Origin of the sequence: Pseudomonas sp. BT76 TE3572, from assembly GCF_050435365.1 — a bacterium.
Taxonomy (GTDB): domain Bacteria; phylum Pseudomonadota; class Gammaproteobacteria; order Pseudomonadales; family Pseudomonadaceae; genus Aquipseudomonas; species Aquipseudomonas fluorescens_W.
In genome coordinates this window covers 1,981,994-2,005,395 of sequence record NZ_JBNDKE010000001.1, presented here as the reverse complement: position 1 = coordinate 2,005,395, position 23,402 = coordinate 1,981,994, and the positions used below count along the sequence as shown (strand labels likewise).

The window sequence follows — 23,402 nt, the reverse complement described above, 5'->3', positions numbered from 1 at the left end:
ACGAACATTCGGGTGATGTGATGAACGAACCTTTTATTTTCAGGATGAGACCGATGCGTCTTTTATTCGTGCCTGCCCTGGCGTTTGGTGCTTTGTTGCTCGCCGGTTGTGCCTCCGCGCCGAACGACCCGACCCTGACCTTGCAGACCCGTAAGACCCCGGCCCAATACGCTGAGTGCGTCGTACCGAAATTGCAAGGCATGAACCCGACCGTCACGCAGACCCAGCGCAGCTACCGGATCGTGGTACCGAGCAAAGTCTCGACGGACAACGTGCTGGAAGCCTACAAGGCCGGGAACGGCGGCAAGGTGTTCATCTACGAGCGGCACTTGCTGGCCTCGAACTTGTTGCCTTCAAGTTTTGAGCGCGCCGCACAGGAATGCATCTGACCCCGGCCCGTAAACGTTTTCTACAGAGCTCCTTTGGTTGGCCGCAACCAACCAATTTTTTTGCCCCGCACCGTATTCGGTAGCGGGGCTTTTTTTTGTCTGCGTGACGCGTATCGACCCCTCTTTCAAACATCTAAATTGAAAGGCCAAACCGATACTCCTGGTCAGTCCCTGCTTGCCGGGATACCTGTTCGATCAGGAAGCCACAGCGCTTGAGGACTTTTGCCGAGGCGATATTTTCAGCGTACACGTTGGCAGCCAGCTGTTTAAGGTTCCAACGCAACTGCGCCTGCTGAATCAGATGCTTCACCGCCAGCGTTGCCAGTCCTTGCCCGCAAGCACTTTGAGCAATCCGATAGCCGACTTCTGCCGACCGCGCGGACGTGTCGATGTCTTTCAGGTTCGCTCTGCCCACTATTTGCCCGTCAGCGTCTTCGATGACAAAGGGGTGCCAGATGCCGGCGGCATGATCAGCTAAATAGGCAGCAATGTGCTCGGTGACACCCTGCACCGAGTAAAAAGCAGCACCACGCGCGTCAATGTGGCGCTCGAACCACTCGCGATTGTCCACTTCAAAAGTCAGCAACGCCTCGGCATCAGTGCTTTGCAGGGTACGAATTGTGACGGGCTCCATAAGGATGCTCCTTTTCCTGGTGGAACTGCTTGGAACTGTGCGCAGGCACACTTGTCAGTCGTTAGCTGAGTTGGCGCTCTTACAGGATGACCTGATGAGGAAGCCACTCACAATCCGAAAAAACCGATTGAATAAAAACACTATAAACGTGAAGCTCACTGGCGCATTGCGCGCAACCAGTAAGTCAGTATTGCCAGTTTCTGGCTCAGGGAGCGCTGATGAGTTTTCGTCCATTGACCGACTTCCCGCGGCAATCGAGCGATTGCGACGTTGTCGCATCTCGGCTTGAACAGAATTCGGACACTGTCTGCATGGCTGATGCTGGCAACGAGAACACGATCGATCAATTGCTGGACTCAGCGCGCAACTGGGCGCACACCACGGCGTGGGTGGTTTACCGTGCCGGTGAACAAATGCATTTGGTGGGGCAGGGCGACCCACTGGCGCAGTGGCCGTCAAGTGTTGCGAATGAAGAGTTCGACACCTTTTGCCTGACCCGGCATTTGCACCGCTGGCCGACCGGTAAAGGTGAAAGCGTGCTGGGTTGGCTACTCGCGCCAGTCGACGCTGCCGCGGAACCGGCGCTCGCCGGGTTTGCGCAGCGCCTGGGCATTCAGGTGCAGACGAATACCCTTGCCCGTGCGCAGATTACTCAACGCGTGCTGTATGAAATTACCTACCTGGCCAGTTCGACCCGCGACCGGTCAGTGTTTCTGGTGGGGGTTCACCAGCTGCTGGCTAGCCTGATCGACGCCGAGAACTTCTATCTCGCGCTGTATGATCCGCACAGCGGCAAGATTGACTACCCGTATTACGTCGACATCATTGATGTTGATGCCGTGGAGTCCTCGCACTACGAATACCTTGACCTTGCGCACCTGTCGTTGACCGGCCAGGTATTGACCACTGGCCAGCCGTTGCTGATCGACGCCGCCGGCATTCTCGCGGCTCAGGCCGAGGAGCGTTTTTACTGCGTGGGTGATCGTCCCGAGTTCTGGATGGGCGCACCGTTGAAAAATGCCTCGGATGACGTGTTTGGCATGCTCGCGATGCAGGTCTACGATGTTTCTCGCACCTACAGCGCCGAGGACCGCGCGCTGTTTCTGGTGGTCGCCCGCCACGTGGCCATGGCGCTGGACCGGATTCTGCACCGAGAGGATCTGGAGGCGACAGTGATGCGTCGCACCCTGGAACTGTCGGCACTCAACGACGCGTTGAGGCAGGAAGTGGCAGAGCGAGAGCGCGCCGAACATCTGCAGAGCGCGCTGTTCCAGATCGCTGAACTGTCCAGCCAGCCTGGCGACATGGCTGAGTTGTTTCAAACCTTGCATGGCATCGTCGGTGATCTGCTGTTCGCGCGGAACTTCTACATTGCGCTGTTCGACGACGCGACCCGTGAAGTGACCTTTCCGTATTACGTGGATGAGCGGCAAACGACCTGCCCGGTGGCGCGGCGTGGGAGCCGGGGCTTGACCGAGTACGTGATCCTTCAGCGCCGACCTTGCCTGATTGACGCCGACGAAGCTGAGCGATTGACTGCGCACGGTGAAATCGAAGTTGCCAATGTGTATTACCGATCCTATTCCTGGCTGGGCATCCCCTTGTTCGATGGCGATGTGGTGCGTGGCGTGCTTGCGGTGCAGAGCTATACCTCGCAGGTGCGCTATACCCTGCGTGACCAGGAACTGCTGACATTCGTGTCGCGGCACATCGACACCGCGTTGTCGCGACGCACGGCCGCCGAAGCGATCCATGTCGCCAACCTCAAGCTGGAAGCCCGGGTGCAGAGCCGCACCCGCGAGCTCGATCACGCCAATGCCAAGTTGCAACACGAAAACTCCCACGATGCGCTGACCGGGCTACCGAATCGTACCTACCTGCAACAGCGCCTCAATCTGGCCTGGTCGCAGTTCGGCAGCGAAGGTGGACACCTGGCGGTGATGTTCATCGACCTCGACCGTTTCAAACTGGTCAACGACAGCCTCGGCCACCATTTTGGCGACCTGCTGTTGATGCAGGCCGCCCACCGTTTGCGCGGTTGTCTGCGCGACACTGACATGCTGGCGCGCCTGGGGGGCGATGAGTTTTCCGTGCTCGCTCCCGAGGCGCCACTGGACGTGGTGATCGACATCGCCGAACGGATTCTGGTGGCGTTTGACCTGCCGTTTGTCATCAATGGCTATGAGGTTTTTTCGTCCTGCAGCATCGGCATCGTCAGCGCCGACAGTCAGTTCCATCAGGAGCCAGCCGACTTGCTGCGCGACGCCGACGCGGCGATGTACCGGGTCAAGAGTGGTGGGCGCGACAGCTACGCGGTGTTCAATCAGGAAGTGCGTCGTGAAGTCTCGGACCAGGTTGAGCGGGAAGGGGCCTTGCGCAATGCGCTCAAGCGTACCGACGAATTGCTGCCGTATTTCCAACCGATTGTCAGCGTCGAAAGCGGCGAACTGTTGGCCCTTGAAGCGCTGATCCGTTGGCATCAGCCGGGCGGCCGGGTGATCGCGCCGGGCGAGTTTTTGCCGGATGTCGAGGGGCTGCGTCTGATCGGTCGACTGGACCTGTACATGCTCAACAGCATTGCACTGATCCTCGCACAGCCCGAGCATGCCAACTGGCCTGCGGTGCACGTCAATTGCTCCAGCTACAGCATGACGCGTCCCGACTTCGCCAGTGACGTGCTTGCACTGTTGGCGCGGCATGGGGTTTCGCCGTCGCGGATCTGCCTGGAGTTGACCGAAGGTGCGCTGGTGGCGGAGCCGGCGATTGCCCGACTGACCATGCAGCAATTGGCCGACAACGGCATGTCGGTGGTGCTCGATGACTTCGGTGCCGGGTTTTCATCCCTGAGCTATGTGCATCAATACCGTTTCAGCGGCTTGAAGATCGACAAGTCGTTCATCCTCGAATTGACCACCAGCGCTCGCAGTCGCGCGATCGTCCGGGCGATTGTGCGTATGGCTGAATCGCTGGACCTGAGTGTGGTGGCCGAAGGTGTCGAGGATGAAGCGACGCTGGTCTTGCTGCGCGAAATGGGCGCAGGGCAGGCCCAAGGTTATTATTTTGCCAAGCCGATGGGGTTGGAGGCGTTGTTGGCGAGTCCGCTGATGGGGCGTTAGGGGCGCAACCCAATACGTGTCTTATTTCAGTTCCGTTCTTATTTCGGTTCCGGGCACGAAATATTTGCTGGGATCATCGACCTTCTTCAGGTCAATCAAGGCTCGGCAAATGCAGTGTGAGAATTGTTTCTGCAACGTGTCGGGGTCTTTCCACGCCATTTGTGATGCTTGCACTTGTTGTCCCTCGGCCGATTTATAGCAGACACAATTATCAAGTCGGGTGACGCCGTTATCATTTGTGCTCTGACAGGCAGTGGTCAGCAAAGAGATCGCGATGAGCATGACGAAACGTTTCATTGGCTCCCCTCCGAGGCTGTTGTGAAGGGCTAACTCTAAGTAGACCGCTCAAGGCGGTTATACGCCATGGACGCAAAGCCCAATCTGCTCAATAAGCCCGACAGTAGAAGGAAGCTTAGCTCTCATTTTCAATCGCTGGCACGCGAACTCTATTTATCCAGTTACCCAATTTAGCTCATGACTTAGGCCCGCCACGGTGGAAGAGCGCCTTCGAAAAGTGAAAAGGCTCGATGCAGGAAACTGTTGAAGCGAGCGGCATCACGCCGCAGCCCTGCCTGTTGACCACCAATCAGGCACAGATGGGCCACCTGACCAATCACTTCTGCCTGGCCTGGCATAGGGACCAAGCGGCGGCACGTGCGTATCGCGAACTCCAGTCGTCTTGTGTCAACACGCTGCTGAAACTCGCCTACCAACGGATCGTGCAGCGACCAGGCCCGGATGGAAACTTCCCGCCCAGGTTGTTTCTCAGCAGCAATACTCAAGTAGCGTTTCAAGGTTTCACCCGCGCTACGACCCTGCGCCGCATAAGCGAGCATGCGCTCCGTGTAGTCTTCTTCCCAAGCGGCCAGCAAGGTGCGGACAAAGTCTTCGCGATTGCGGAAATGGTGATAGAACGATCCGCGGGTCACATTCAATCGGCGCGATAGACTCTCGGCCGAAACGCCTATATGCCCAATTTGGTCGAGGGCCTCAAAACCAGCCGCGATCCAATGGTTACGAGTTAGTTTTCTCACCCGTTATTTCGCTCCCTATTTAGCGCCATACAGGCTGTGTATGGTGTGCAACCGATTGATACGCTGCGAACACCAGCAAAGATGGCCGTTGCGTTTTGCACGCCAGCACTTTTCATGGAGCTCGCCTTGAAGAAAATCGTTCTGGTTGCTTTCGACCAATTCACTGATATCGACCTGTTCCTGATGTGGGACATCTTAGGCCGCAACACTGAGGACTGGCACGTCCGAATATTGGGTTCCAGCTCTATCGTGCGATCGGCGCACGGCCTGCCTGTTTCGGTGCACGGTCCGCTTTCCGAGGCCAATAGTGCCGACGCGGTATTGTTCGTCAGCGGCAAGGAAGGGATACCCGCTGCAATTGCCGCCCCAGATTTCCTGCCGTCGTTTGAACTTGACTCCAGACGCCAGCGAATCGGCTCCCTATGCGCCGGAGCTTTCATTCTCGAACGGCTTGGGCTGCTCAGCGGCCAGGCAACTACACACCCGGATGCACGATCGAGCTTGCAAGCTCTGGGACTTGAGCCCGTGGACCAGCCTCTTGTCTGCCAGGGGAACGTTGCAACCGCTGGCGGATGCCTTTCGGCGCTCTATCTGGTGGGATGGTTGGTTGAATCCTGGTTCGATGTCGACAAGCGCCGTGCGACGTTGCTCCCTGTTCTGCCCGCTGGGCAGCAAGAGCTCTATGATGCCTTGATCGGGCTCAGTATCCGACAAGGAGAAGTTGGCGCCTCGACAACATCATCGCAACAAGAAACGCGACATGGCGTGTCGTCTAATTGGTAGTTAGAACTCAGGAGAGATCCCCGATGCCCCGAGAATTTGAGCTCATTATGTCCGTGCCAGTCCCCTCGAGGTCCGGTATCACCCACCTTTACAAGTCGATGAACCTGGCGGACGCTTTTGCGATTCGGCTCCCTGCGGGCACATCCAGCAATCCGGATTTGCTAGCTCGATTCATCCTTTCCCATCAGCCATCCTGGATCGGATGGCTCTTGAAAGTCCGAGACACTATCGTTGCCTGTTTTGGTCTCAAGACAGCCAAATATTTGGCATCACTGGCTGATCGGGTTGGAGTCTTCAAGGTCTACAGCACGAACCAGACCGAAATCGTTTTGGGAGAGGACGACAAGCACCTCGACTTCCGGATATCGATCCTATGTTCTGGAGAGGCAGAGCCAGAAGGCAGTCGCCAACTCGTTTTTTCAACCGTGGTCCAGTGCCACAACCGTCTAGGCCGGGCCTACATCTTCGTGATTGCGCCATTTCACCGCTTGGTTGTCAAAGCCAGCCTCCTGCGTGCAGCGCGCGTCGGTTGGCCTCTGGCTACCTGCCCCTGAGGTCTAACCCTTCCATCGAAAAGCTGTTCTGGCAGGCCTGGCCAAATCTCTCAGCCACTGGATAGCCGATCGACGAGGAAATCCACTTAAGTCTTCACCCTTCGGATCGGCGTACCAACGGTAGTTACCTAAAGAAGCGACTTAATGTTGTGTTGGACCTCCAGCATCTTGAACGTTACTTTTCCGCCCTCGGTGGGATAGCCGGTGTTGTCCTGCACATAAACCCCCGCTTTGAAATACAGTGGTTTGGTCTTCCAGCTCGGGTCGATGGTGGTTCTCCAGTTGTTTCCTGCTGCGCTGATGCCCAGCGCGCCCTTCGGGCTGAGGTGGATCTGGTAGGTAAAGTTGCGGTCGAGCGGGACACCCGTCGCAATGGTAATGACCAGGGGCTCTTCATCGTCGGGGCGCATGCGCACCTTGACGACAATGTTTCCCGTCGAAGCCGACGTTTTGTATTGGTATTCCAGCTTCACCATGGGGTCGTTGCTGTCCTTGTTGTGAATCTGGCCAATCACGATCTTGCCGGTGCTGGGCACCTGATTGACGGTCAGACTCGCCCGCAGAATGTTATCCGCCGCTGAATACTGCCAGTTGCGCAGCTTTCCATCGCTATAGGTTTCCCGCAACTCGCTGCGCGGGTAAATAGCGTTGGCCGTCTTGGAACCGGTCACAGGTGCCCAGAAGGAGAGGGTCGCGGCTTCAGAACTGAAATACTGGTCCTTGAAGCCGTGCGCGAGTCGAGGCGTTTCTATGGTGGCCGGTGGGCTGCCTTCAGGGATGCTCAAGTTCCAGGTGGCGAGGTCGATCATGTCAATAATCCTGTATGCGGGGGAATGTTGCGGCCACAGTCGCGCTCGAACCGACGCTATAAAGCTGTGTCAATTGGGTCTGCTGATCAGGAAAACCGTATGGCGGTAGATTGACGTCAAATGTTCGTCCAGGTAGTTGTTGCAGGCTTTGTGCCTGCACGCGTGACCGTTAGTCGGTTATTTTTGGAGTTAATGGAACTAATCCTGATTTGCGTCGTTGCGCGATGGCCTGGAACGTCAGCAGGCGTCACGACGGGTTGTGCGGGGGGGGGGGACGTTTGCCGATGGGGGATTTGAGGCGGCAACCAGTGATCGCTAATGGCCGGTTTCTGCCCCTCAAAGAGGGCCGCTATGTGTCGATAGCTACCGGCGAGTGTGGAAGTCCGGTTGAGCCATTCCCCGCCCGGCGTATTACCTATTCCGGGTTATGCGCCCTACGGTCCTAGCGATGGTTGCGATAGCGCTCGGTCAAGGACTGCACGAGGGTGACGTAGGATTGCGTCTCGGCGTAGGGAGGCACCCCGTTGTACTCGACCACGGACGCTTCGCCGGCGTTGTAACCTGCCAACGCCAGCATTTGGTTGCCGTTGAAGCGCTTGAGCAGCCAGGCCAGGTAGCGCACGCCGCCACGAATGTTCTGTCGTGCGTCGAATGGATCGTCCACGGCGAAGCGCTCGGCCGTGGCTGGCATCAACTGCATGAGCCCTTGGGCGCCGTCTTCGGAAATGGCGTTGGGGCGAAACGCCGATTCGGCATGTATTACTGCGCGGACCAGCGCCCTGTCGACACCGTAATGACCCGAAGCGGCTTCGATCTCCCGCCGATAGGATTGGGTGTCCAGGCGCAGTGAAGCGACCTTGAAATCCTTCGGCGCCCTGCACAGATAGCAGCCCTTGATGTAATAGAGCTCAAGGACATCGACCCGTGCGGAGATCCCGACAGGGCGCCGGCTCACATATTGACGAACTCCCTTGTGGATGAAGGTCCACACCCGAACCCGCACCGCGCCTGAATTGTCGTCCGGCACAAGCTGTGGCAGGGCCATGCCATTCAGGCGAGTGCAGCGAGCGCTGGCGATGGCTTGGCTGGTATAGCTGATGGCTCCGTCCGTGGCTTGGCACTTGAACATGGCGCTGGCGCACAGTGGAGTGACCAGCAACGCCAGCTCGATGCAGCCAAGAAGGCTCTTGCGAGCCCATCGCCATGCTCTGGAACTCATCACATCGCTCCGCGCCGCAGGCGCCGTTCAGGCCTTGGGGCGCCTGGCCCGGGCGCGCCTTTGGAGGACCTATTCCGGGTGGCCCGCCTTTTGTTCTGATAGTTATACCCCTTGTAACCGGCCTTGGAACTTGCGTTGACGTACGAGCTGACGGCGTTCTATGAGGAGTGGGGAAGCGGCAGCCGCAAACGAGGCTGCCGCCCGACCGCTAGTTAGGTATTGGAATGTTCACACCTTCCTTCTGCAGGTCTTCGCGCACCGACTGGAATTTCTGGTACCTGGAAATTTCCACCGGGCCGTCGTAGGTCATGCTTTGCATTTTGCGTGGCGGGTACTTGGCGTAGGTTTTCATCAGGTTGTTGATCGCGATGCTGATGGGAACCATCGACCAGGTGCGTTCGGTGAAGTTGTTCATGAAAATGTCGTAGCGCTCCTGCGGATCCTGCAACAGGTCGAAGACCTGCGGAACGGTCGCCACGTACTTGCTCTCACCTTTCCAGCCCAGGTTGGAATCGACTGCCAGGCCCCCGGTCTGGGCGCCGTTATCGCCGCGCAGGTTGAACACGGCCTTGAAGTTGCCGACACGGGCGGCGCCCGGCGACAGTTCGTTCTCCGTGAAGTAGAACCATTCCTTGCGTGGGGATGGGCCGGTGCCAAGCAACACCGGGGTCATGTCGTAGCTGTCGAACATGATCGGCTGACCTTCGCGGTCTTTCTCCGGCAGTTTGATGCCGGCCACCGCGGCAAACGTCGCCATCAGGTCCAGACCACCGATGATGTCGTGGTTTTTCACCGCTGGTTTGATTTTGCCCGGCCAGACCATGATCGCCGGTACCCGGTTGCCACCTTCACGTACCGTGCCTTTGGTGCCGCGGAAGGGCGTGTAGCCGGCGTCCGGGTAAACGTCCTGCCAGGCGCCGTTATCGGTGGTGTAAACCACCAGGGTGTTCTTATCCATTCCCAGCGCTTTCAACTTGTCCATGATGCGGCCAATGCGGGTGTCGAGTTCTACCACCGAGTCGGCGTACTTGGATTTGGAGATTGATTTGTGCACGAACTCTGGTGCCGGCAAGTTCGGCTGGTGCACTTTCATGAAGTTGATGTTGATGAAGAACGGCTTGTCGGATTTGGCGGCCGTGTCAAGGAACTCCATTGCGGCTTTCTCGACATAACCATCAAAGTAGGGAATCCCGACCACGCCGGGTTTTCCATCAATAACCGGCGTATCAACATACTCGCCATTGATCTTGAATTCCTCGACCGGTTTTTCACTGGCCTTGCCGGACAACGCGCCCTTGGTCACCTGGGCGAACATGGCGCGAGTCTCCGGGTCCATGTCCGGGAACCATTCGGGATCGGCGTAGGTGTAGGCATTGAGATGATAAAGGCCGACGTATTTCATGACGTCGTAACCCTGTGCGTTGGGCATTGCATAATCGGCTTCGCCCAGGTGCCACTTGCCGGTGAAGTAGGTGTCGTAGCCACCGGTTTTCAGCACGGAGGCCAGGGTCCATTCCGCTGCCGGCAAGCCGCCGCCCTGGCCCTGGAAGGCCACGGTGGTCATGCCGCTGCGGTTGGGAATGCGCCCGGTCTGCATGGCCGCCCGACCCGGCGTGCAACTGGGTTGGGCATAGAACGAGAAGAAGGTTGTGCCTTCGGCCGCCAGTTCGTCGATGCTCGGGGTCGGCATGCCGCGACCGACACCGCCGCCATAGGGGCCCAGGTCACCGTAGCCGGTATCGTCGGATACGATAAACAGGATGTTGGGTTTTTCTGTCTGCGCTGCCTGGGTAAGGTTAATTGCCATCAGGAGGGAACATGCCAGATACAATTTAGTGCGTTGCGAGAGCCGGTTCATATGGATTTCCTTTCTCAAGTTCCGATCCTTGTTGCAGTCGCTCAAACATGGAGAGCAATACAACAAGGAACTTCGTGAGTAATCCCCCCAACTTTTAGCCTGGACGGTTCAAGGAAACGGCGTAACGATTGGATCGAATCCCTTTTACCGTTCAACGCGCTCGTGAAGCCTAGTACGAAAAATTTCTGTCTGTCTTGTTTGGGTGGCGCAATTAGAGTCATTCGTCGACTTTTTCGGCCAGCAGGCCGCTGCGGTGCGAGCCCGTACACCTCAGTAATGCACCCGAAGAACGCTGAAAGATGTTTCGCCTCCACTTGCCGCGATGGTGTCTGGGCTCAACGACCCTCTTCAACGTAGGGGCCCAAGGAGAAACCTTGCGTATCCCAGTTGATTCGATAAATCACTTCTTTCCCTGGCTTGATGTTGGCCGCGACAGTTTTGATCGCGACACCCGTACATAACCCAGACTCGGCGAGCCCGGTGCCGAGGTTCACTTCACCGGCAGGCAAAACGAAAGATGCCTTATGACCGGGACCTATCTTGGCTGCGCGTTGACCGTCAATGTAGAACACGGCGTCACATGCCGCACCGAAAAGCCCGTCATCACGGAGAACGGTCAGGCGACCCGGATCGTTCGTGCCCTGGCTCTTGATCGCGTACATATCATTGGCTGGCACTGGCCGCGCTTCATAAACCCGCATAGGTGATGTTGCGCACCCGCCCAAAGTCAGCAAGAGCGCTCCTGTTGCGATAATCCTTCGCATCATTTTACCCTCCTGAAAAAGGGCGACCGCTTCCGACCCCTAGCGCTCATCCCTGGCACGATTTTACAAACTGCCTTCTTTGAAGATAGATGACTGAAGAAACTCTGCTATCAGCGATGTAACCTGCTGTTGAATCAGCTCTCGCGGGCGAGCGCTGTCGCCATCCTGGCAAATGATGCCATCGCCTGGTGCGTCTTCTTCGAGCAATACCTGCGCACCAGGTTTGCACACCGACAAGAAGCTGGAGTGCGATGGTCGTCAGACAGGTCAATAACAGGGCGCCGAAAGCTATTTTCAATGTCGTTTCTTCCTTGAATAGACAAGTGTTATCGGTCCAGCAGAGGGGCGAGCAGTGCACACATGCCGCGCCAGTGTGAACCCTCCCAGTAAATCCGTTGGCAGGCGTCGCAGCGCACGAAGTGCGAATAGAGGATGCCAACGTGTGGCGGCACCTGCGACCGGGCCAGTTCCGGGCTGATCTCGTGCAGCGGCAGGTTGCAATGAAGGCACAGGCTGAATGGCCGCGCGCTACGCGCCAGGTCGAGGCGTTCGTACAATTCGCGCAGCTGCAGCGACGGTTTCAGGGCATGCACGTAACAGCCGTGGCTGATGATCCGTCGCTTGAGCAGTTCGCGGTCGCGGGTTAGCACGATGCGTCCTTGCTGCGCAGCGATCTCGGCGATCTCGCCATCCTCGAAGCCATTGTCGTAGAGGGTGTCGAAGCCGCTCATGCGCAGCAGGTTGGCCAGCCCGCCCAGGTGCGCATCAGCGACGAAGCGCAGCACCCGCAAAGGTTGCGCCCGAACCTTGAGCTGCGGGCTGATGTCCAGCGCTTCGAACTTGGGGTACACCGCCAGCCGGTCACCGTCGAAAATCACCCGTTCGAAGCCCACCGACTCGCCGTTGAGCAGCACCAACTCGACCTCGGTGTGCGGTACCCCGAGCGCCTCGATCATGTGCTTGACCGTCGCCGCTCGCGCGCACTCACAAGTAAAGGACTGCCGCCGCCGTTCGGCCGGCAGGAAATCGTTGAGCTCTTCGTAGAAGCGGAAGGTTGCACTGGTCATGTTGAACAGTATGGCAGGGCTGTAAGGATGAGCGAGTCTAGGCCGGGCTAATCGCCGCGCAAACGACCTATACCGCATGCCAAGCGCGAGATGCTTTCGACGCGCTGCGCCTTAACAAGTAACGCTGCTAGCACAGCGTCTTTTGGTAATAGAGTCGAGTATGTCCTGGTGGGTAATCTGCCAAGTGTCCAAACTCGGAGTACCCAAGTTTTCGATAAAAACCTGGCGCTTGAAAGCTGAAGGTTTCTAGCCAAATGCCAATGCAGTTCTTCTTTTGCGCGATCTCTTCGGCCATGCGCATTAACCGCTCCCCGATACCCTGGCCCCGCATCTGTTCAGGAACGCTGACAAGATCGATGAGTAGCCATCGATAGGAGATCTTCCCGTACAGCCCGCCAATGACTTCGTCCCCGTCAGGGGCTCGTAGCAGCAGAGCAAATGTTTCATGCGCGTCGTCTCCGCCGTTAGCCAGATTATGGGCCAGCAGCGGGGTCAGAATGGCGAGGCGTTCTGCTTCAGTTACATTTTCTGATAGTTGGATTTGTGCAGGCATGGTGCTCTCCCTGAGCGTTTTGCAACCGGGTCAAAAGAGTATCCCATTCGAGTCAATATTCATTGGCTCGGACGTCGCTCTCAATAAAACCCTGATTATAAGGTGGTCTTTGTAGGCTTATGGGGCATGATGGGCCGTAGTGCTTTCCCTGATGTTCAATGCCGATGAGTGCCTATCTTTTGTCAGTGATTCCCCTACTGGTATGTGACGACTCCAACATGGCCCGTAAGCAGGTGCTACGGGCACTGCCGGCGGACTGGCCGGTTTCGGTCACCGAGGCCGGTAATGGTCGCGAGGCAATGGATGCCATACGCCGGGGGTTGGGGCAGGTGGTGTTGCTCGACCTGACCATGCCGGAGATGGATGGTTATCAGGTATTGAGCGCCTTGCGCGCCGAAGGATTGAAGGCGCAAGTCATCGTGATCTCCGGTGACATTCAGGAAGAAGCGGTGCGCCGCGTGCGTGAGCTGGGCGCGCTGGCGTTCCTGAAAAAGCCTTTCGACGAAAACGAGTTGCGCCAGACACTCAGTCAGCTGGGGCTACTGACGGAGATTGGCCAGGCGTCGCTGGGGAGTCGTCCGGCAGCGAACACGGTCATCAGTTTTCACGATGTGTTCCGCGAAACGGTCAACGTTGCCATCGGCCGGGCGGCCGCCCTGATAGCCAAAGTGTTGGGCGTCTTTGTGCAGTTGCCAGTACCGAACGTGAACATCCTCGAAGTCGGCGAGTTGCACATGGCGCTGACCGATGCCAGCAGCTGCAAGGAACTCACGGCCATCTGCCAGGGGTTTATCGGCAGTGGCATCGCCGGCGAAGCCCTGCTGATGTTTCACGACTCGGAAATCGCCGACATAGCGCAATTGATGCAGCGTCAGAGCGCCGATTATTCGGACCTGGAAATGCTGCTAGACCTCTCCAGCGTTCTGATCGGTGCTTGCCTGAGCAGCATTGCCGAACAGATCGATGTGGTGTTTTCTCAAGGCCACCCGCAGATCCTCGGCCAGCACGCGACCATCGATGAGCTGATCCGGGACAACCACAAGCACTGGAAAAAGACCCTGGCAGTGGAAATCAGCTACAGCCTGGAAGGGCATGATATTCGTTTCGACCTGTTGTTGCTGTTCACGGAAGACTCAATCGAGCGATTGACCCACAAACTCGCCTACTTGATGAACTGAGCCATGAACGATCCTATCGATCTGAACGAATTTCACTGGCTGCTGGCGATTGTCCAGAACATCGACGTCGGTGTCGTAGTGCTCGACCGCGACTATTGCGTGCAAGTCTGGAACACCTTCATGGAGAACCGCTCCGGGGTGCAGCCCAAGGACGCCCAAAATCAGAATTTCTTAAATCTGTTTCCTGAAGTCGACCGTCAATGGTTCAGCCGCAAGGTGGAAAGCGTCGTTACCCTGGGCACGCCAGCGTTCACTATCTGGGAGCAACGTCCGTATCTGGTGCGGTTCAAGAACTACCAGCCGATCACCGGCCAGGAAGAGTTCATGTACCAGAACACCACGCTGTTACCGCTGCGCTCCACCGACGGCAAAATTAACCATATTTGCCTGGTGATCTATGACGTCACCGACGTCGCCACCAACCGGCATCAGCTCCAGGCCGCCAATGCGCAATTGCAGCAACTCTCCAGAACCGATCGGCTGACGGGCCTGTACAACCGCGGTCATTGGGAAGAAAGCCTGAAAGTCGCCTATGCCCGGCACCAGCGTTATGGCAATGCCACCAGCCTGGTGATGCTGGATATCGACCACTTCAAGCGGGTCAACGACACCTATGGTCACCCGGCGGGCGACAAGGTCATCGAGGAAGTCGCCAGGCTGATCCACGAGCATGTGCGCGAAACCGATGTGGCGGGGCGTTATGGCGGTGAAGAGTTCGGCGTGGTGCTTTCGGACACCGACAAGGCCGGTGGACGGGTTTTCGCCGAACGTCTGCGTCAGGCAGTCGAAGGGCTGGAAGTGCTGTTCAACGGCCAGAGCATCCGTTTCACCATCAGCCTGGGAGTGGCCGACCTGAGCCAGCCCTCGATCAACCACGCCGACCTGATCGCCTGGGCGGACCATGCGCTGTTTGTGTCGAAGAAGGCCGGGCGCAATCGGGTGACGGTGTATGAGTAGATAGATCGTAGTGCCTGGTTTTACGACTGCTGCGCAGCCGAACGCATCAATGGAATGTAGCGTAAGTCCTGAGTTTCAAAGCCCTCCGCCGAAACGATACTGCCAGACGATGCCAATAGCATCGTATTCGCTGCCGGTACGGGTATGCGCACTTTCACTCGCAAACAGCTTTAGCGAGTTATTTCGATTCAACGGCAGCGAGAGCGTCCCCCCATAGCGTGTATTTTCCTGAAAGTCGTGGTTCCCGACCCCATCGACTGAGGTACTCCCGCCAGCGGAGTAGGTCCCATCCAGCGAGGCCCAGACACCGTTGCTAAAGGCATAGATAAGATGCACCTGTGTCTGGTAAGTCGGGTTCTGGGAAAATGTACGGTCGCCAAGGTACTGGTCATTGTCGGTGTAAAAGGTTGCCGCGCCGGATAATTCCAGGGTCACGGCTCCCAGGCGCTTGGAAATCCCAAGTTCAGGCTTGAATGACCAGCGGTTGTTGCCGAGATTTACCAGCTTATTGGAGTCGTATTGGCCAAGTGGCGCCGTAATTGCCAGGCTGGCGCCGATAATCACATCCTGTTGATAGCTGGGGAACTCAGCCAGGGACATCGCCGGGGCGCCATATAAGTTGACCGAGAACCGGAATCTTGGATCTATCAACCCAGTAACATTTCGCTCCCTGGGTTCACCCGCGAACAGCGCTGAGCCCGTCAATCTGGCTTCAGGCACGACGATATCGAACTTCCCGGAGCGGCCCCAGACGTCCAAAGACCTTGCAAAGGCAAACACGACAGTCTTGATGTTGAGCTTGGCATCCTGGAGTGGGACTGAGGGGTTGGCGGTCACGCTACCCTGGAGATCGCTGTAGCCCATGAGCAGGAAATTGATACCGACCGGCGTATTGGCGTAGGACCTGGGTTCGAGATCCTCTGCGACTGCACAGGGGGCAACTATGATCAGCGAAGCGGATGCGAACCGGGCCAGCCTGACGACGCAGAGTGTGTGTTTCATCCGCATTCGCTCGCTTCCTGTCGTGCAGGTCCGCAATCAACTGTGGATTCAACCGACCGATGTAACAGATTGGCTAGCCACTTTCTTGGCAAATCGCTTACCAAAAGCAATCCACCATTTTTCATAATAGAAGGTGGAGATATGCGCGGTGATAAAAATGGCGGCGAACAACAAAGGGCGTTTCAAATATTTTATGACGGTATCTCCGCTACCCAGCCAAGTGTGTATTAGCATCGGATGAACAACGTAGAGAGCGTACGAAATGGTGGCGATATAAAATAGAATTCGATTATTCAGAAGCAGGGCAACTCGTGTCCGGCTATTGAGTAACGTGCTCCCCACCATGGCTGCGGCAAGATAGGGGCGGAAGTAGTTCATGAAGCCCGCATCGGGATGGCAGGACAAGACAAACAGGAGAAATAAAAATATTTGTGTGATCGCCGTTTGTGTCGGAAGTTTGGCAAGGATGTTACCCAGTCTATTGTTGTAGATCAGTGCAAGTATGCAGCCGGAAAGTATTTCATCAATGCGGTAATAAGTGTTGATTGCGACATGGACATCATTCATGACTCGGTACATCGTGACGGCGATGCAGAGACAAGGGATTAGCATTACCCACTTGTTTCTCATCAGAACGACCAGTAAAGCGATGGCAAAATAAAACTGGACCTCCATGCACAAACTCCACAGATGGCCATTGACACTGCCAAGCCACATAGGCGGCCAGTTGGCAACGAACAGGAAGTTTGTGATGTAGAAATCCGGAGTGCTGTTCATGACAGGCAAAGCAATGAGCATGTACAACCAGGCGAGCGGCACAACCCGAAAGATTCGGCGGATTAAAAAATCAACGACGCTGCTGTTGTTGAGCAGAAAGTTTGTTATCAGGAATCCCGATAGCGTAAAAAATATAGCCATTCCCATAACGCCTGCGGCGGCATTAAATTGCCAAGGCTTTGGGCCAAGTGGTAGCAGGTGGCACGCCAAGACAAGCAAGATGCTTATGCCGCGCCATCCATCAAGTACGTTGAATCGAGAGCCCTCTCCGGAAACACTATTCATATTGGCATCCCGCTCTTAGGTCGATAGAGGGCATTCTATAAAGGCCGCGCTGCGACTGAAGACTGTCTGAATTCATATAAAAACCAAGTAGTTACAGCGGTGAACAATTCATGAAATCAGACCATTTAAGCCTGAAGTCTAGGACACCTTTTGCGCTTTACACTTCACGCCATGAAAAAATTCCAGGCGCGAGGAATTCGCTAAATGACCGGGTTTTTGACGTTGCTTGTTTGACGTTGCTTGATGGCATGGCGCTAAGTGAATCGCCCACTTTTTGGTAGATACCCTACCGGCGGCTTTTGGCCGATTGTTGCCTATCGTGAAGGATGAACCGTTTGTCAGGCGTACAAGCCATACCCTGCCGCGATGATCAGCGGAGAAACCAGCAGCGTTGCCCAGAACCCCGATTTTGGAATGGCAATGACGCAAATGATCGAGATCATAAGCACATAGATGCCAACCATTTTAAGTAGCGCGAGATCGCCAACGGCTACGGCGTGAATCGCTGTCTGCCCTGCGAGCATAAAAAGCGGCCCCAGCATGGTAAACCAGAGGGCAGTACGTCGATCTTCGTGCGCTTTGAATTGGTCAACGAAGCCAGAGTCTACAGCGGCGGCGAATGCTGTTTTGAACTTGATAATACCGAACGGAATATGGAGGACACCCAGGGCGAACAGGGTCCATGCGACGATGTTGGACATGTCTTATATGCTCCGTAACGGTGAGGTTGGCTTAGAAGTGGTCACGGCAAATGCGACATTGCTCAGGGAGAAACGCAACATGGGTGACGGCAAGGGCTGCTGCCCGCGAATGAAGCTACCCATTTGCCATCACCGTGTCCACCGTCCACTTTTTGACCGTTCTCTACCAGTCATCAGCGGCATCAATCGACTGTGGATTCAACCGGTCGACGCAACAGATTGGCTAAATCGATCAGCCCCTTTTAACCATTGCAAAAGGTGGGCGGCACAGTAGAGGCAGCCATGTCCCACGTCAGCATTATCTGGGTGATGGCCGCATCAATGACCCCATGCTGCGTGTTATCCCGAGCAAGGATGGAAATACCCTGCAAGAAACTGTCGAACACCGTAGCCATCGCGGGCGCGTAAAAATTGCCCGGCAACTGACCGGCACTGACACCCCGCTCAACACACGCCAAAATCCCCGCGCGAGTGCGGGCGCGAGATTGGGTCAGGGCATCGACCACCCGCGCATTCTCTGGGCTGGGCGCGCTCATCATGCCGAGAGTCACCATGCAGCCCTTGGGATGGCCTTCTTCACACTGCATGCGCGCCGACTGGCGCAGCGCTGTCTCGATGGCCTGGCGTGGCGGCAGGCTCTCGTCCCACAGGCATTCGGTGACCTGGGCGAAGGTCGCCAGGTAACGCTGCACACACTCATCAAACAACGCTTCCTTGGAACCGAACGCCGCGTAAAAACTCGGTGCGGAGATCCCGCCACCAAGCCCGGCTTTCAACTGAGCGAGGGAGGTCGCGTCGTAGCCTTGTTGCCAAAACAGGTGCAAGGCCTGTTCCACGGCGTGGTCGCGGTCGAAGGTGCGGGGGCGGCCCATTTGCGCCATTTAAAGGCTCCTCTGAATAACGAGATAAATACTAGTCGATACATAAGTCGTTGACAACAAGCGCTGGCTGCCCTCAACATTTGTATCGATCAGTATTTAAATCTGAAGTCCTCGCTCAAGGAGTCTCCCGTGACACCCTCAATCACCTTATCGGCAGCACCCGACCGCCTGCCCATCGGCGCGTTGCTTGCTCTGGCCATGACCGGCTTCATCTGCATCGTCACCGAAACCCTGCCCGCTGGCCTGTTACCGCTGATCAGTGAAGGCCTGGCGATTTCCCCCTCCATGGCCGGCCAGATGGTCACCGCTTACGCTCTGGGCTCGGTGCTGGCGGTCATCCCCATGACCATCGCCACCCGCGACTGGCGCCGCCGTAACGTGCTGCTGCTGACCATCGTCGGTTTCTTGCTGTTCAATTCCATCACTGCGCTGTCATCCCATTACGGCGTGACTCTGGTGGCGCGCTTCTTCGCCGGTGTCGCGGCGGGGTTGGCCTGGAGCCTGCTGGCCGGCTACGCACGCCGCATGGTTGCGCCCCATCAACAGGGCAAGGCGCTGGCGCTGGCCATGGTCGGCACACCGATTGCTCTGTCCCTGGGCGTGCCCCTCGGCACCTGGCTCGGCGGCCTCGTGGGTTGGCGCACCACCTTCGGCATCATGTCGGCCCTGACCCTGGTGCTGATCGTCTGGGTACTGGTGAAAGTCCCTGACTACCCACCCCAAGCTGCGCACCAGCGCATGTCGCTGCGCGCCGTGTTGACCACGCCGGGCGTACAACCTGTACTAGCGGTGGTGATCAGCTGGATGCTGGCACACAACATTCTCTACACCTACATCGCACCGTTTGTGGCGTCGGCGGGGCTGGGGGATCAAGTGGATTTGGTGTTGTTGGTGTTTGGTATTGCGGCGTTGGTGGGGATTTGGGTGACTGCCAAATTGGTTGAGCCATTGTTGCGCAAGACTGTGTTGGTGAGCTTGGCAGCGTTTGCGGCGGTTTGCGTGATGTTAGGTTTTTTGGGTAGCGTGCCTGAGGTGATCTACATCGGCGTAGCGGTTTGGGGGTTGAGCTTCGGTGGGGCAGCGACGTTGCTGCAAACGGCACTGGCGGATGCGGCCGGGGAGGGGGCGGATGTGGCGTTGTCGTTGAATGTGGTGGCCTGGAATAGTGCGATTGCGGGGAGTGGTGTGGTGGGTGGGGTGTTGCTGGATAGGTGGGGCGTCGCCTCTTTTCCATGGGCAATGGTGGTGTTGGTGGGCGTGGGGTTTGCAATTGTCTGGAGCGCTCGGGTTCACGGCTTCAAATCGGGCCCGCGTGCGGCTGGCAGGCCTGCGGTTGCGGGGCACTGAACCCCATGAAAAAACGGCTATCTGAGGGGGCGGCCTTAAATCGATGGTAGGTTTTCATCTGGTAAAGCTCCCTTGTAAAACCCAGTCACTTAAGCGATGCGATCTTAGTCTCAGGGTACCGCTTTCTGTTGGTTACGTATGTCCGCCTCTGGCCGATAACGGCCTGTTGCGAAAGGCGACAATCAACCCTTTGTCGCCTCCCCACTGATCACACCTTTTATCGTCTCTACTTCTAGTCAGGCTCGTACATACAGAGGGGAGCGCGCGATGAGCACCGAACAGGCGGCACCTGAGACGAAAGGCGTTACGGTGACGTTACTGGCAGCCATTGACCTGGGGCCTGAGATCGAGGGTATGGCAGGGCGCCAACTTAGAATGCGCAGGGTGACCATCGAGCCTGGAGGCGTCTTCGGGCCGATTCACAACCATATAGACAGACCCGGCACCGTCTACATTCTGCAAGGCACGATCACTGACCATCGAAATGGTGTCGCCACGGATTATGGGCCGGGAGTGGGCTGGCCCGAGGACAGGAACACCACACACTGGCTTGAGAACAGAGGCACGATTGCGGCGGTGGAGATCTCGGTCGATATTGTCAGTATCCAGTCCTGACTTCACTTGAACTGAGCAACCAGCCAATCCTTCAAACGCCCGCACGCCGGATCCTCTGCCTTCGTCTCATTGATCATCAGATACTGAACCGATTCCCTGAGCGTCAGTTCCTCCGTCACCGGCCGAACCAGGCGCCCCTGCTGCACCAGATGCCTCACCAAATGATCCCAGCCCAAGGCGATGCCTTGATCATCCAGCGCCATTTGCACGAGCAGGCTGTAGTCATTGCTGCTGAAGTAGTGCGGGTTTTCCGAGGCCGGGATCTGTAGATCGTGGGACTGGAAAGCGAACCACACATTCCAGTCGACCTGTTCTGACAGTTGGGAACGTCCATAAGGGTTCAAATCCAGCAGTACGCTGTTGCGCATGCCCTCCAGGGTTTTCAGTTCTGGATGAGCCTCCAGATAACGAGGCGTGCACACGGGATAGACGACTTCATGGAACAAGGGGATTCGCAGATAGCCGGGGCGCAGATCACTGTTCTTGGTGATGAAAATATCCGGATTCATCCCAGGCTCCATCACCAGAAAATGCTGGGTGGTGATGACATTCAAGTCGACGTCGGGATGGGCGCTGAAGAAGTCTTTTAGTCGGTGGGATAGCCAAAGCGCCGACAAGGCGGGTGAGCAGCAAAGGGTCAGGGTGCGCTTATCGCTTTTTTCCCGGCGGATTCTTTCAGTCGCTTGAAAGATGTTCAGCAGGGACAGCTGTGCAGCATCGAAGAGTACGGTGCCCGACGCCGTCAGCCTGACTTCCCTCCCTGTCCGTGTGAACAACTCAGTCCCCAAGTAGAGTTCAAGCTCGCGAATCTGACGGCTGATCGCCGCCTGAGTGACGCACAACGCCTCGGCGGCCCGGGTGAAGTTCCGATATTTGGCGGCGGCCACGAAGGATCTCATGGCCTTGAAGGACGGCATTGAGAGCAGGGCCTGATCAGGCTGGGAGCTTTTAGCCATAACAAAAACTACCTGTATTCTCGAAAAAAAAGTCGGTTCTGCCCATCGGGCTCCGGGTCCACACTCTACCGCACGATGGGCTGCGGACCACGGCCAATCGAACCCGCGCCGCGCACACAAAAACAAGGAGACGACATGCCGTACCAATCAGGAAGGGAAGCGTTCATGCAAGGTGTCCGGGCGCTCATTCCATTGAGTCCCGGTGTCGTTCCTTTCGGTTTGCTGACGGGGGTCATGGCGATCAACATGGGCATGTCGCCCGGCACGACCATGGGCATGACGCTGCTGTTCTACTCCGGGTCCGCTCAGATGGTTGCACTGCAACTGCTCCATACGGGCGTTGTGCCGCTGGCGATTGTGGTGACGGCCCTGGTCATCAACTTGCGCTTCATCATGTACAGCGCCTCATTGGCTCCCCATCTGCACCACTTGCCCCGACGCTGGACGTGGCCGCTGTCCTACATGCTTTCTGACCAGTCCTACGCACTGTGCAGTCTCAAACTTTCCTCTGGCGAGCTGGGTCAATTCGCACACCACTACTATGCCGGCACCGCCTCTGCCATGTGGCTGTCGTGGCAATTGTCGGTATTGGCAGGCATCTACCTGGGAGCAAGCATCCCCGAGACCTGGTCATTGAGCTTTGCCATACCGCTTTCGTTTCTGGCGCTTCTGGTTCCCGGCATCCGCAGCGCGCCGAGCCTGGCCGCCGCCTCGGTTGGCGGGCTGATCGCGGTGTTGGCGGTCAATATGCCCTATAACCTTGGGCTGATAACCGCTTCTATCGGCGGGGTCATGGCGGGTCTGTTGATCGAGGGTGTTCGCAAGCGCCCATTGAGCGATGTGCTGACCCCTGACGTCGAGAGGGAGACACCATGAGTGATCTAGCCTTGTGGGGGATGTTCCTGGCGGCCGGTTTGGGAACGTTCGCGATGCGCCTTTCTTTTGTCGAACTGTATGGCCGGTTGCGCATCCCGTCAGTGCTGAGTCGGGCCTTGCTTTACGTACCGGCGAGTGTGCTGGCGGCCCTTGTGCTGCCCGCCGTGGTGTACCCCAACGGGCAGGGTGAATTGGTGTTGAACAACCCCCAGATACCCGCCGCCATTATTGCGGCGTGGGTCGCCTGGCAGACTCGCAATACGGTCCTGACGCTGGCGGTGGGTATGGGAGGGTTGTGGCTATTCAGGTTTTTCGGTTTGTAATGAATCAATGAGCAGCCGGGACGGCCTCAACCAGGGGGCCGTCAGCGACAAACTGTCTGCCAGGCGCCTGGCCTGCTGAGTCGCGTCCTCTCGCGCGCGCAGATCAACGTCTTCCCCCAGGATGGTTTTCTCCACAATCACCGAATGCACATCCGTGACGCCGATAAATTTCAGCCAGGCTTCCACGTAGGGCTTCTGGAAGTCGAAGCGCTCCGCCGGTGTGCTCGACTGCGCCGAAAAATCCAGGCCGCGGGCGTACATCACCACGGCGAGTTTGTTGTGCAGCATGCCTTCCAGACCGCGTTCCGGGTCAACGCTGAACAGAATGTCTTTCTGCGATACCAGGTCGATGAAGTGCTTGAGTTTGTACGGGATGCTGAAATTCCACAGCGGTACAGACATCACCAGTACATCCGCGCGGTGCAGGTGACTGGCCAACTCTTTTAACGTGTTCCAGGCGTCTTGTTGTGCGGCGGTCAACGGCGTGCCATTGAGCCCGGCGTATTTGGCCTCCATGGCCAGATCATCGAATTCCGGCAGGGCCATGTTCCAGAGGTCGAGGGTGATGATTTCGGTGTCCGGGGTGTTTGCTTGATAACGCGCAATGAAGCTGCGGGCGACTTCAAGGGAAGCCGAACGCTGCTTGCGTGGAGAACACTGAATATGAAGAAGAGTCGTCATGGCACACCTTGAATGATGAGGGAGCAGGGCAGGTGTGAGCATT

Annotated in this window: 25 protein-coding genes and 1 pseudogene; 10 read left to right on the top strand and 16 right to left on the bottom strand. The window is 57.1% G+C overall.

Translation table 11 applies throughout. From position 1 onward, the window contains the following. Positions 1-53: 53 nt before the first annotated feature. Positions 54-389 carry a hypothetical protein gene (locus ABH912_RS09130; protein WP_033060111.1) on the top strand — a complete coding sequence of 112 codons (336 nt, stop codon included), beginning with the start codon at positions 54-56 and terminating at the stop codon, positions 387-389. Positions 390-522: 133 nt separating this feature from the next. Here ABH912_RS09130 and ABH912_RS09125 read toward each other — a convergent pair whose 3' ends face one another. After that, positions 523-1,023 (bottom strand): GNAT family N-acetyltransferase, encoded by a 501-nt coding sequence (locus ABH912_RS09125; RefSeq protein WP_429510453.1) that lies wholly within the window; start codon positions 1,021-1,023, stop codon positions 523-525. 218 nt (positions 1,024-1,241) lie between these two features. Here ABH912_RS09125 and ABH912_RS09120 point away from each other — a divergent pair, with 218 nt between their 5' ends. Beyond that, positions 1,242-4,139, top strand: coding sequence for a sensor domain-containing phosphodiesterase (locus ABH912_RS09120; RefSeq protein ID WP_429510452.1), 2,898 nt, complete (start codon positions 1,242-1,244; stop codon positions 4,137-4,139). A 21-nt stretch (positions 4,140-4,160) separates the two neighbouring features. Here the strand turns inward: ABH912_RS09120 and ABH912_RS09115 are convergent, their stop codons facing one another. Together ABH912_RS09115 and ABH912_RS09110 are read right to left on the bottom strand one after the other, a co-directional pair. Further along, the gene (locus ABH912_RS09115) at positions 4,161-4,436 is read right to left on the bottom strand and encodes a hypothetical protein (protein ID WP_033060116.1); all 276 of its coding nucleotides are present in this window, start codon (positions 4,434-4,436) and stop codon (positions 4,161-4,163) included. A 182-nt stretch (positions 4,437-4,618) separates the two neighbouring features. Then, complete coding sequence (locus ABH912_RS09110; RefSeq protein ID WP_429510451.1) at positions 4,619-5,173, bottom strand: TetR/AcrR family transcriptional regulator; 555 nt, start codon at positions 5,171-5,173, stop codon at positions 4,619-4,621. Positions 5,174-5,299: 126 nt separating this feature from the next. Here ABH912_RS09110 and ABH912_RS09105 point away from each other — a divergent pair, with 126 nt between their 5' ends. Both ABH912_RS09105 and ABH912_RS09100 read left to right on the top strand, forming a co-directional pair. After that, positions 5,300-5,956, top strand: coding sequence for a DJ-1/PfpI family protein (locus tag ABH912_RS09105; RefSeq protein ID WP_429510450.1), 657 nt, complete (start codon positions 5,300-5,302; stop codon positions 5,954-5,956). A gap of 23 nt (positions 5,957-5,979) precedes the next feature. Next, on the top strand, positions 5,980-6,510 hold the full coding sequence (locus ABH912_RS09100; RefSeq protein WP_429510449.1) for a DUF2867 domain-containing protein: 531 nt from the start codon (positions 5,980-5,982) through the stop codon (positions 6,508-6,510). 128 nt (positions 6,511-6,638) lie between these two features. Here the strand turns inward: ABH912_RS09100 and ABH912_RS09095 are convergent, their stop codons facing one another. The 7 genes and pseudogenes from ABH912_RS09095 to ABH912_RS09065 all read right to left on the bottom strand — a co-directional run bounded on the left by ABH912_RS09095 (position 6,639) and on the right by ABH912_RS09065 (position 12,780). Next, the gene (locus ABH912_RS09095) at positions 6,639-7,319 is read right to left on the bottom strand and encodes a polysaccharide lyase family 7 protein (RefSeq protein WP_033060121.1); all 681 of its coding nucleotides are present in this window, start codon (positions 7,317-7,319) and stop codon (positions 6,639-6,641) included. A 442-nt stretch (positions 7,320-7,761) separates the two neighbouring features. After that, positions 7,762-8,538 (bottom strand): lytic transglycosylase domain-containing protein, encoded by a 777-nt coding sequence (locus tag ABH912_RS09090; protein ID WP_429510448.1) that lies wholly within the window; start codon positions 8,536-8,538, stop codon positions 7,762-7,764. A gap of 208 nt (positions 8,539-8,746) precedes the next feature. Beyond that, positions 8,747-10,396, bottom strand: a complete 1,650-nt coding sequence (locus ABH912_RS09085; RefSeq protein ID WP_429510447.1) for an arylsulfatase — start codon at positions 10,394-10,396, stop codon at positions 8,747-8,749. Between the two features lie 335 nt (positions 10,397-10,731). After that, a complete protein-coding gene (locus tag ABH912_RS09080; protein WP_429510446.1) occupies positions 10,732-11,163 on the bottom strand; it encodes a hypothetical protein in 432 nt (143 codons plus the stop codon). 60 nt (positions 11,164-11,223) lie between these two features. Then, positions 11,224-11,412 (bottom strand): annotated as a pseudogene (locus ABH912_RS09075) (dienelactone hydrolase); the annotation flags it as partial. A gap of 74 nt (positions 11,413-11,486) precedes the next feature. Further along, positions 11,487-12,227: a Mut7-C RNAse domain-containing protein gene (locus ABH912_RS09070; protein ID WP_429510445.1), complete on the bottom strand. Its 741-nt coding sequence runs from the start codon at positions 12,225-12,227 to the stop codon at positions 11,487-11,489. Between the two features lie 127 nt (positions 12,228-12,354). Further along, a complete protein-coding gene (locus ABH912_RS09065; RefSeq protein WP_033060127.1) occupies positions 12,355-12,780 on the bottom strand; it encodes a GNAT family N-acetyltransferase in 426 nt (141 codons plus the stop codon). A 164-nt stretch (positions 12,781-12,944) separates the two neighbouring features. Between ABH912_RS09065 and ABH912_RS09060 the strand changes: the two genes are divergently transcribed. Continuing rightward, positions 12,945-13,958, top strand: coding sequence for a response regulator (locus ABH912_RS09060; protein ID WP_033060325.1), 1,014 nt, complete (start codon positions 12,945-12,947; stop codon positions 13,956-13,958). Positions 13,959-13,961: 3 nt separating this feature from the next. Continuing rightward, positions 13,962-14,915: a sensor domain-containing diguanylate cyclase gene (locus ABH912_RS09055; RefSeq protein ID WP_429510444.1), complete on the top strand. Its 954-nt coding sequence runs from the start codon at positions 13,962-13,964 to the stop codon at positions 14,913-14,915. A gap of 75 nt (positions 14,916-14,990) precedes the next feature. Here the strand turns inward: ABH912_RS09055 and ABH912_RS09050 are convergent, their stop codons facing one another. From ABH912_RS09050 to ABH912_RS09035, 4 genes are all read right to left on the bottom strand, one after another. Further along, positions 14,991-15,923, bottom strand: coding sequence for a transporter (locus tag ABH912_RS09050; RefSeq protein ID WP_033060130.1), 933 nt, complete (start codon positions 15,921-15,923; stop codon positions 14,991-14,993). 42 nt (positions 15,924-15,965) lie between these two features. Next, the gene (locus ABH912_RS09045; RefSeq protein ID WP_429510443.1) at positions 15,966-16,979 is read right to left on the bottom strand and encodes an acyltransferase family protein; all 1,014 of its coding nucleotides are present in this window, start codon (positions 16,977-16,979) and stop codon (positions 15,966-15,968) included. A gap of 338 nt (positions 16,980-17,317) precedes the next feature. Continuing rightward, a complete protein-coding gene (locus ABH912_RS09040) occupies positions 17,318-17,680 on the bottom strand; it encodes a DUF6463 family protein (RefSeq protein WP_429510442.1) in 363 nt (120 codons plus the stop codon). 242 nt (positions 17,681-17,922) lie between these two features. Continuing rightward, positions 17,923-18,561: a TetR/AcrR family transcriptional regulator gene (locus ABH912_RS09035; RefSeq protein WP_429510441.1), complete on the bottom strand. Its 639-nt coding sequence runs from the start codon at positions 18,559-18,561 to the stop codon at positions 17,923-17,925. Positions 18,562-18,690: 129 nt separating this feature from the next. Here ABH912_RS09035 and ABH912_RS09030 point away from each other — a divergent pair, with 129 nt between their 5' ends. Together ABH912_RS09030 and ABH912_RS09025 are read left to right on the top strand one after the other, a co-directional pair. After that, positions 18,691-19,908, top strand: coding sequence for an MFS transporter (locus ABH912_RS09030; protein WP_033060136.1), 1,218 nt, complete (start codon positions 18,691-18,693; stop codon positions 19,906-19,908). Between the two features lie 267 nt (positions 19,909-20,175). Continuing rightward, entirely contained in the window at positions 20,176-20,523 is a 348-nt protein-coding gene (locus tag ABH912_RS09025) for a cupin domain-containing protein (protein WP_429510440.1), read from the top strand. 2 nt (positions 20,524-20,525) lie between these two features. Here the strand turns inward: ABH912_RS09025 and ABH912_RS09020 are convergent, their stop codons facing one another. Then, the gene (locus tag ABH912_RS09020; protein WP_033060139.1) at positions 20,526-21,479 is read right to left on the bottom strand and encodes a LysR substrate-binding domain-containing protein; all 954 of its coding nucleotides are present in this window, start codon (positions 21,477-21,479) and stop codon (positions 20,526-20,528) included. 135 nt (positions 21,480-21,614) lie between these two features. Between ABH912_RS09020 and ABH912_RS09015 the strand changes: the two genes are divergently transcribed. Both ABH912_RS09015 and ABH912_RS09010 read left to right on the top strand, forming a co-directional pair. Next, a complete protein-coding gene (locus ABH912_RS09015; RefSeq protein ID WP_429510439.1) occupies positions 21,615-22,355 on the top strand; it encodes an AzlC family ABC transporter permease in 741 nt (246 codons plus the stop codon). Continuing rightward, positions 22,352-22,678 carry an AzlD domain-containing protein gene (locus ABH912_RS09010; RefSeq protein WP_429510438.1) on the top strand — a complete coding sequence of 109 codons (327 nt, stop codon included), beginning with the start codon at positions 22,352-22,354 and terminating at the stop codon, positions 22,676-22,678. Before ABH912_RS09015 ends, ABH912_RS09010 begins: the two co-directional genes overlap by 4 nt. On the opposite strand, the gene ABH912_RS09005 is transcribed toward ABH912_RS09010, so the two are convergent. After that, entirely contained in the window at positions 22,655-23,359 is a 705-nt protein-coding gene (locus ABH912_RS09005; RefSeq protein ID WP_429510437.1) for an FMN-dependent NADH-azoreductase, read from the bottom strand. The genes ABH912_RS09010 and ABH912_RS09005 overlap by 24 nt on opposite strands. Between the last annotated feature and the right edge of the window lie 43 nt (positions 23,360-23,402).

Coding starts and splice junctions, on each gene's coding strand:
- ABH912_RS09130 (WP_033060111.1), top strand. CDS start 54: ATGCGTCTTTTATTCGTGCCTGCCCTGGCGTTTGGTGCTTTGTTGCTC.
- ABH912_RS09125 (WP_429510453.1), bottom strand. CDS start 1,023: ATGGAGCCCGTCACAATTCGTACCCTGCAAAGCACTGATGCCGAGGCG.
- ABH912_RS09120 (WP_429510452.1), top strand. CDS start 1,242: ATGAGTTTTCGTCCATTGACCGACTTCCCGCGGCAATCGAGCGATTGC.
- ABH912_RS09115 (WP_033060116.1), bottom strand. CDS start 4,436: ATGAAACGTTTCGTCATGCTCATCGCGATCTCTTTGCTGACCACTGCC.
- ABH912_RS09100 (WP_429510449.1), top strand. CDS start 5,980: ATGCCCCGAGAATTTGAGCTCATTATGTCCGTGCCAGTCCCCTCGAGG.
- ABH912_RS09095 (WP_033060121.1), bottom strand. CDS start 7,319: ATGATCGACCTCGCCACCTGGAACTTGAGCATCCCTGAAGGCAGCCCA.
- ABH912_RS09090 (WP_429510448.1), bottom strand. CDS start 8,538: ATGAGTTCCAGAGCATGGCGATGGGCTCGCAAGAGCCTTCTTGGCTGC.
- ABH912_RS09085 (WP_429510447.1), bottom strand. CDS start 10,396: ATGAACCGGCTCTCGCAACGCACTAAATTGTATCTGGCATGTTCCCTC.
- ABH912_RS09080 (WP_429510446.1), bottom strand. CDS start 11,163: ATGATGCGAAGGATTATCGCAACAGGAGCGCTCTTGCTGACTTTGGGC.
- ABH912_RS09070 (WP_429510445.1), bottom strand. CDS start 12,227: ATGACCAGTGCAACCTTCCGCTTCTACGAAGAGCTCAACGATTTCCTG.
- ABH912_RS09065 (WP_033060127.1), bottom strand. CDS start 12,780: ATGCCTGCACAAATCCAACTATCAGAAAATGTAACTGAAGCAGAACGC.
- ABH912_RS09060 (WP_033060325.1), top strand. CDS start 12,945: ATGAGTGCCTATCTTTTGTCAGTGATTCCCCTACTGGTATGTGACGAC.
- ABH912_RS09055 (WP_429510444.1), top strand. CDS start 13,962: ATGAACGATCCTATCGATCTGAACGAATTTCACTGGCTGCTGGCGATT.
- ABH912_RS09050 (WP_033060130.1), bottom strand. CDS start 15,923: ATGCGGATGAAACACACACTCTGCGTCGTCAGGCTGGCCCGGTTCGCA.
- ABH912_RS09045 (WP_429510443.1), bottom strand. CDS start 16,979: ATGAATAGTGTTTCCGGAGAGGGCTCTCGATTCAACGTACTTGATGGA.
- ABH912_RS09040 (WP_429510442.1), bottom strand. CDS start 17,680: ATGTCCAACATCGTCGCATGGACCCTGTTCGCCCTGGGTGTCCTCCAT.
- ABH912_RS09035 (WP_429510441.1), bottom strand. CDS start 18,561: ATGGCGCAAATGGGCCGCCCCCGCACCTTCGACCGCGACCACGCCGTG.
- ABH912_RS09025 (WP_429510440.1), top strand. CDS start 20,176: ATGAGCACCGAACAGGCGGCACCTGAGACGAAAGGCGTTACGGTGACG.
- ABH912_RS09020 (WP_033060139.1), bottom strand. CDS start 21,479: ATGGCTAAAAGCTCCCAGCCTGATCAGGCCCTGCTCTCAATGCCGTCC.
- ABH912_RS09015 (WP_429510439.1), top strand. CDS start 21,615: ATGCCGTACCAATCAGGAAGGGAAGCGTTCATGCAAGGTGTCCGGGCG.
- ABH912_RS09010 (WP_429510438.1), top strand. CDS start 22,352: ATGAGTGATCTAGCCTTGTGGGGGATGTTCCTGGCGGCCGGTTTGGGA.
- ABH912_RS09005 (WP_429510437.1), bottom strand. CDS start 23,359: ATGACGACTCTTCTTCATATTCAGTGTTCTCCACGCAAGCAGCGTTCG.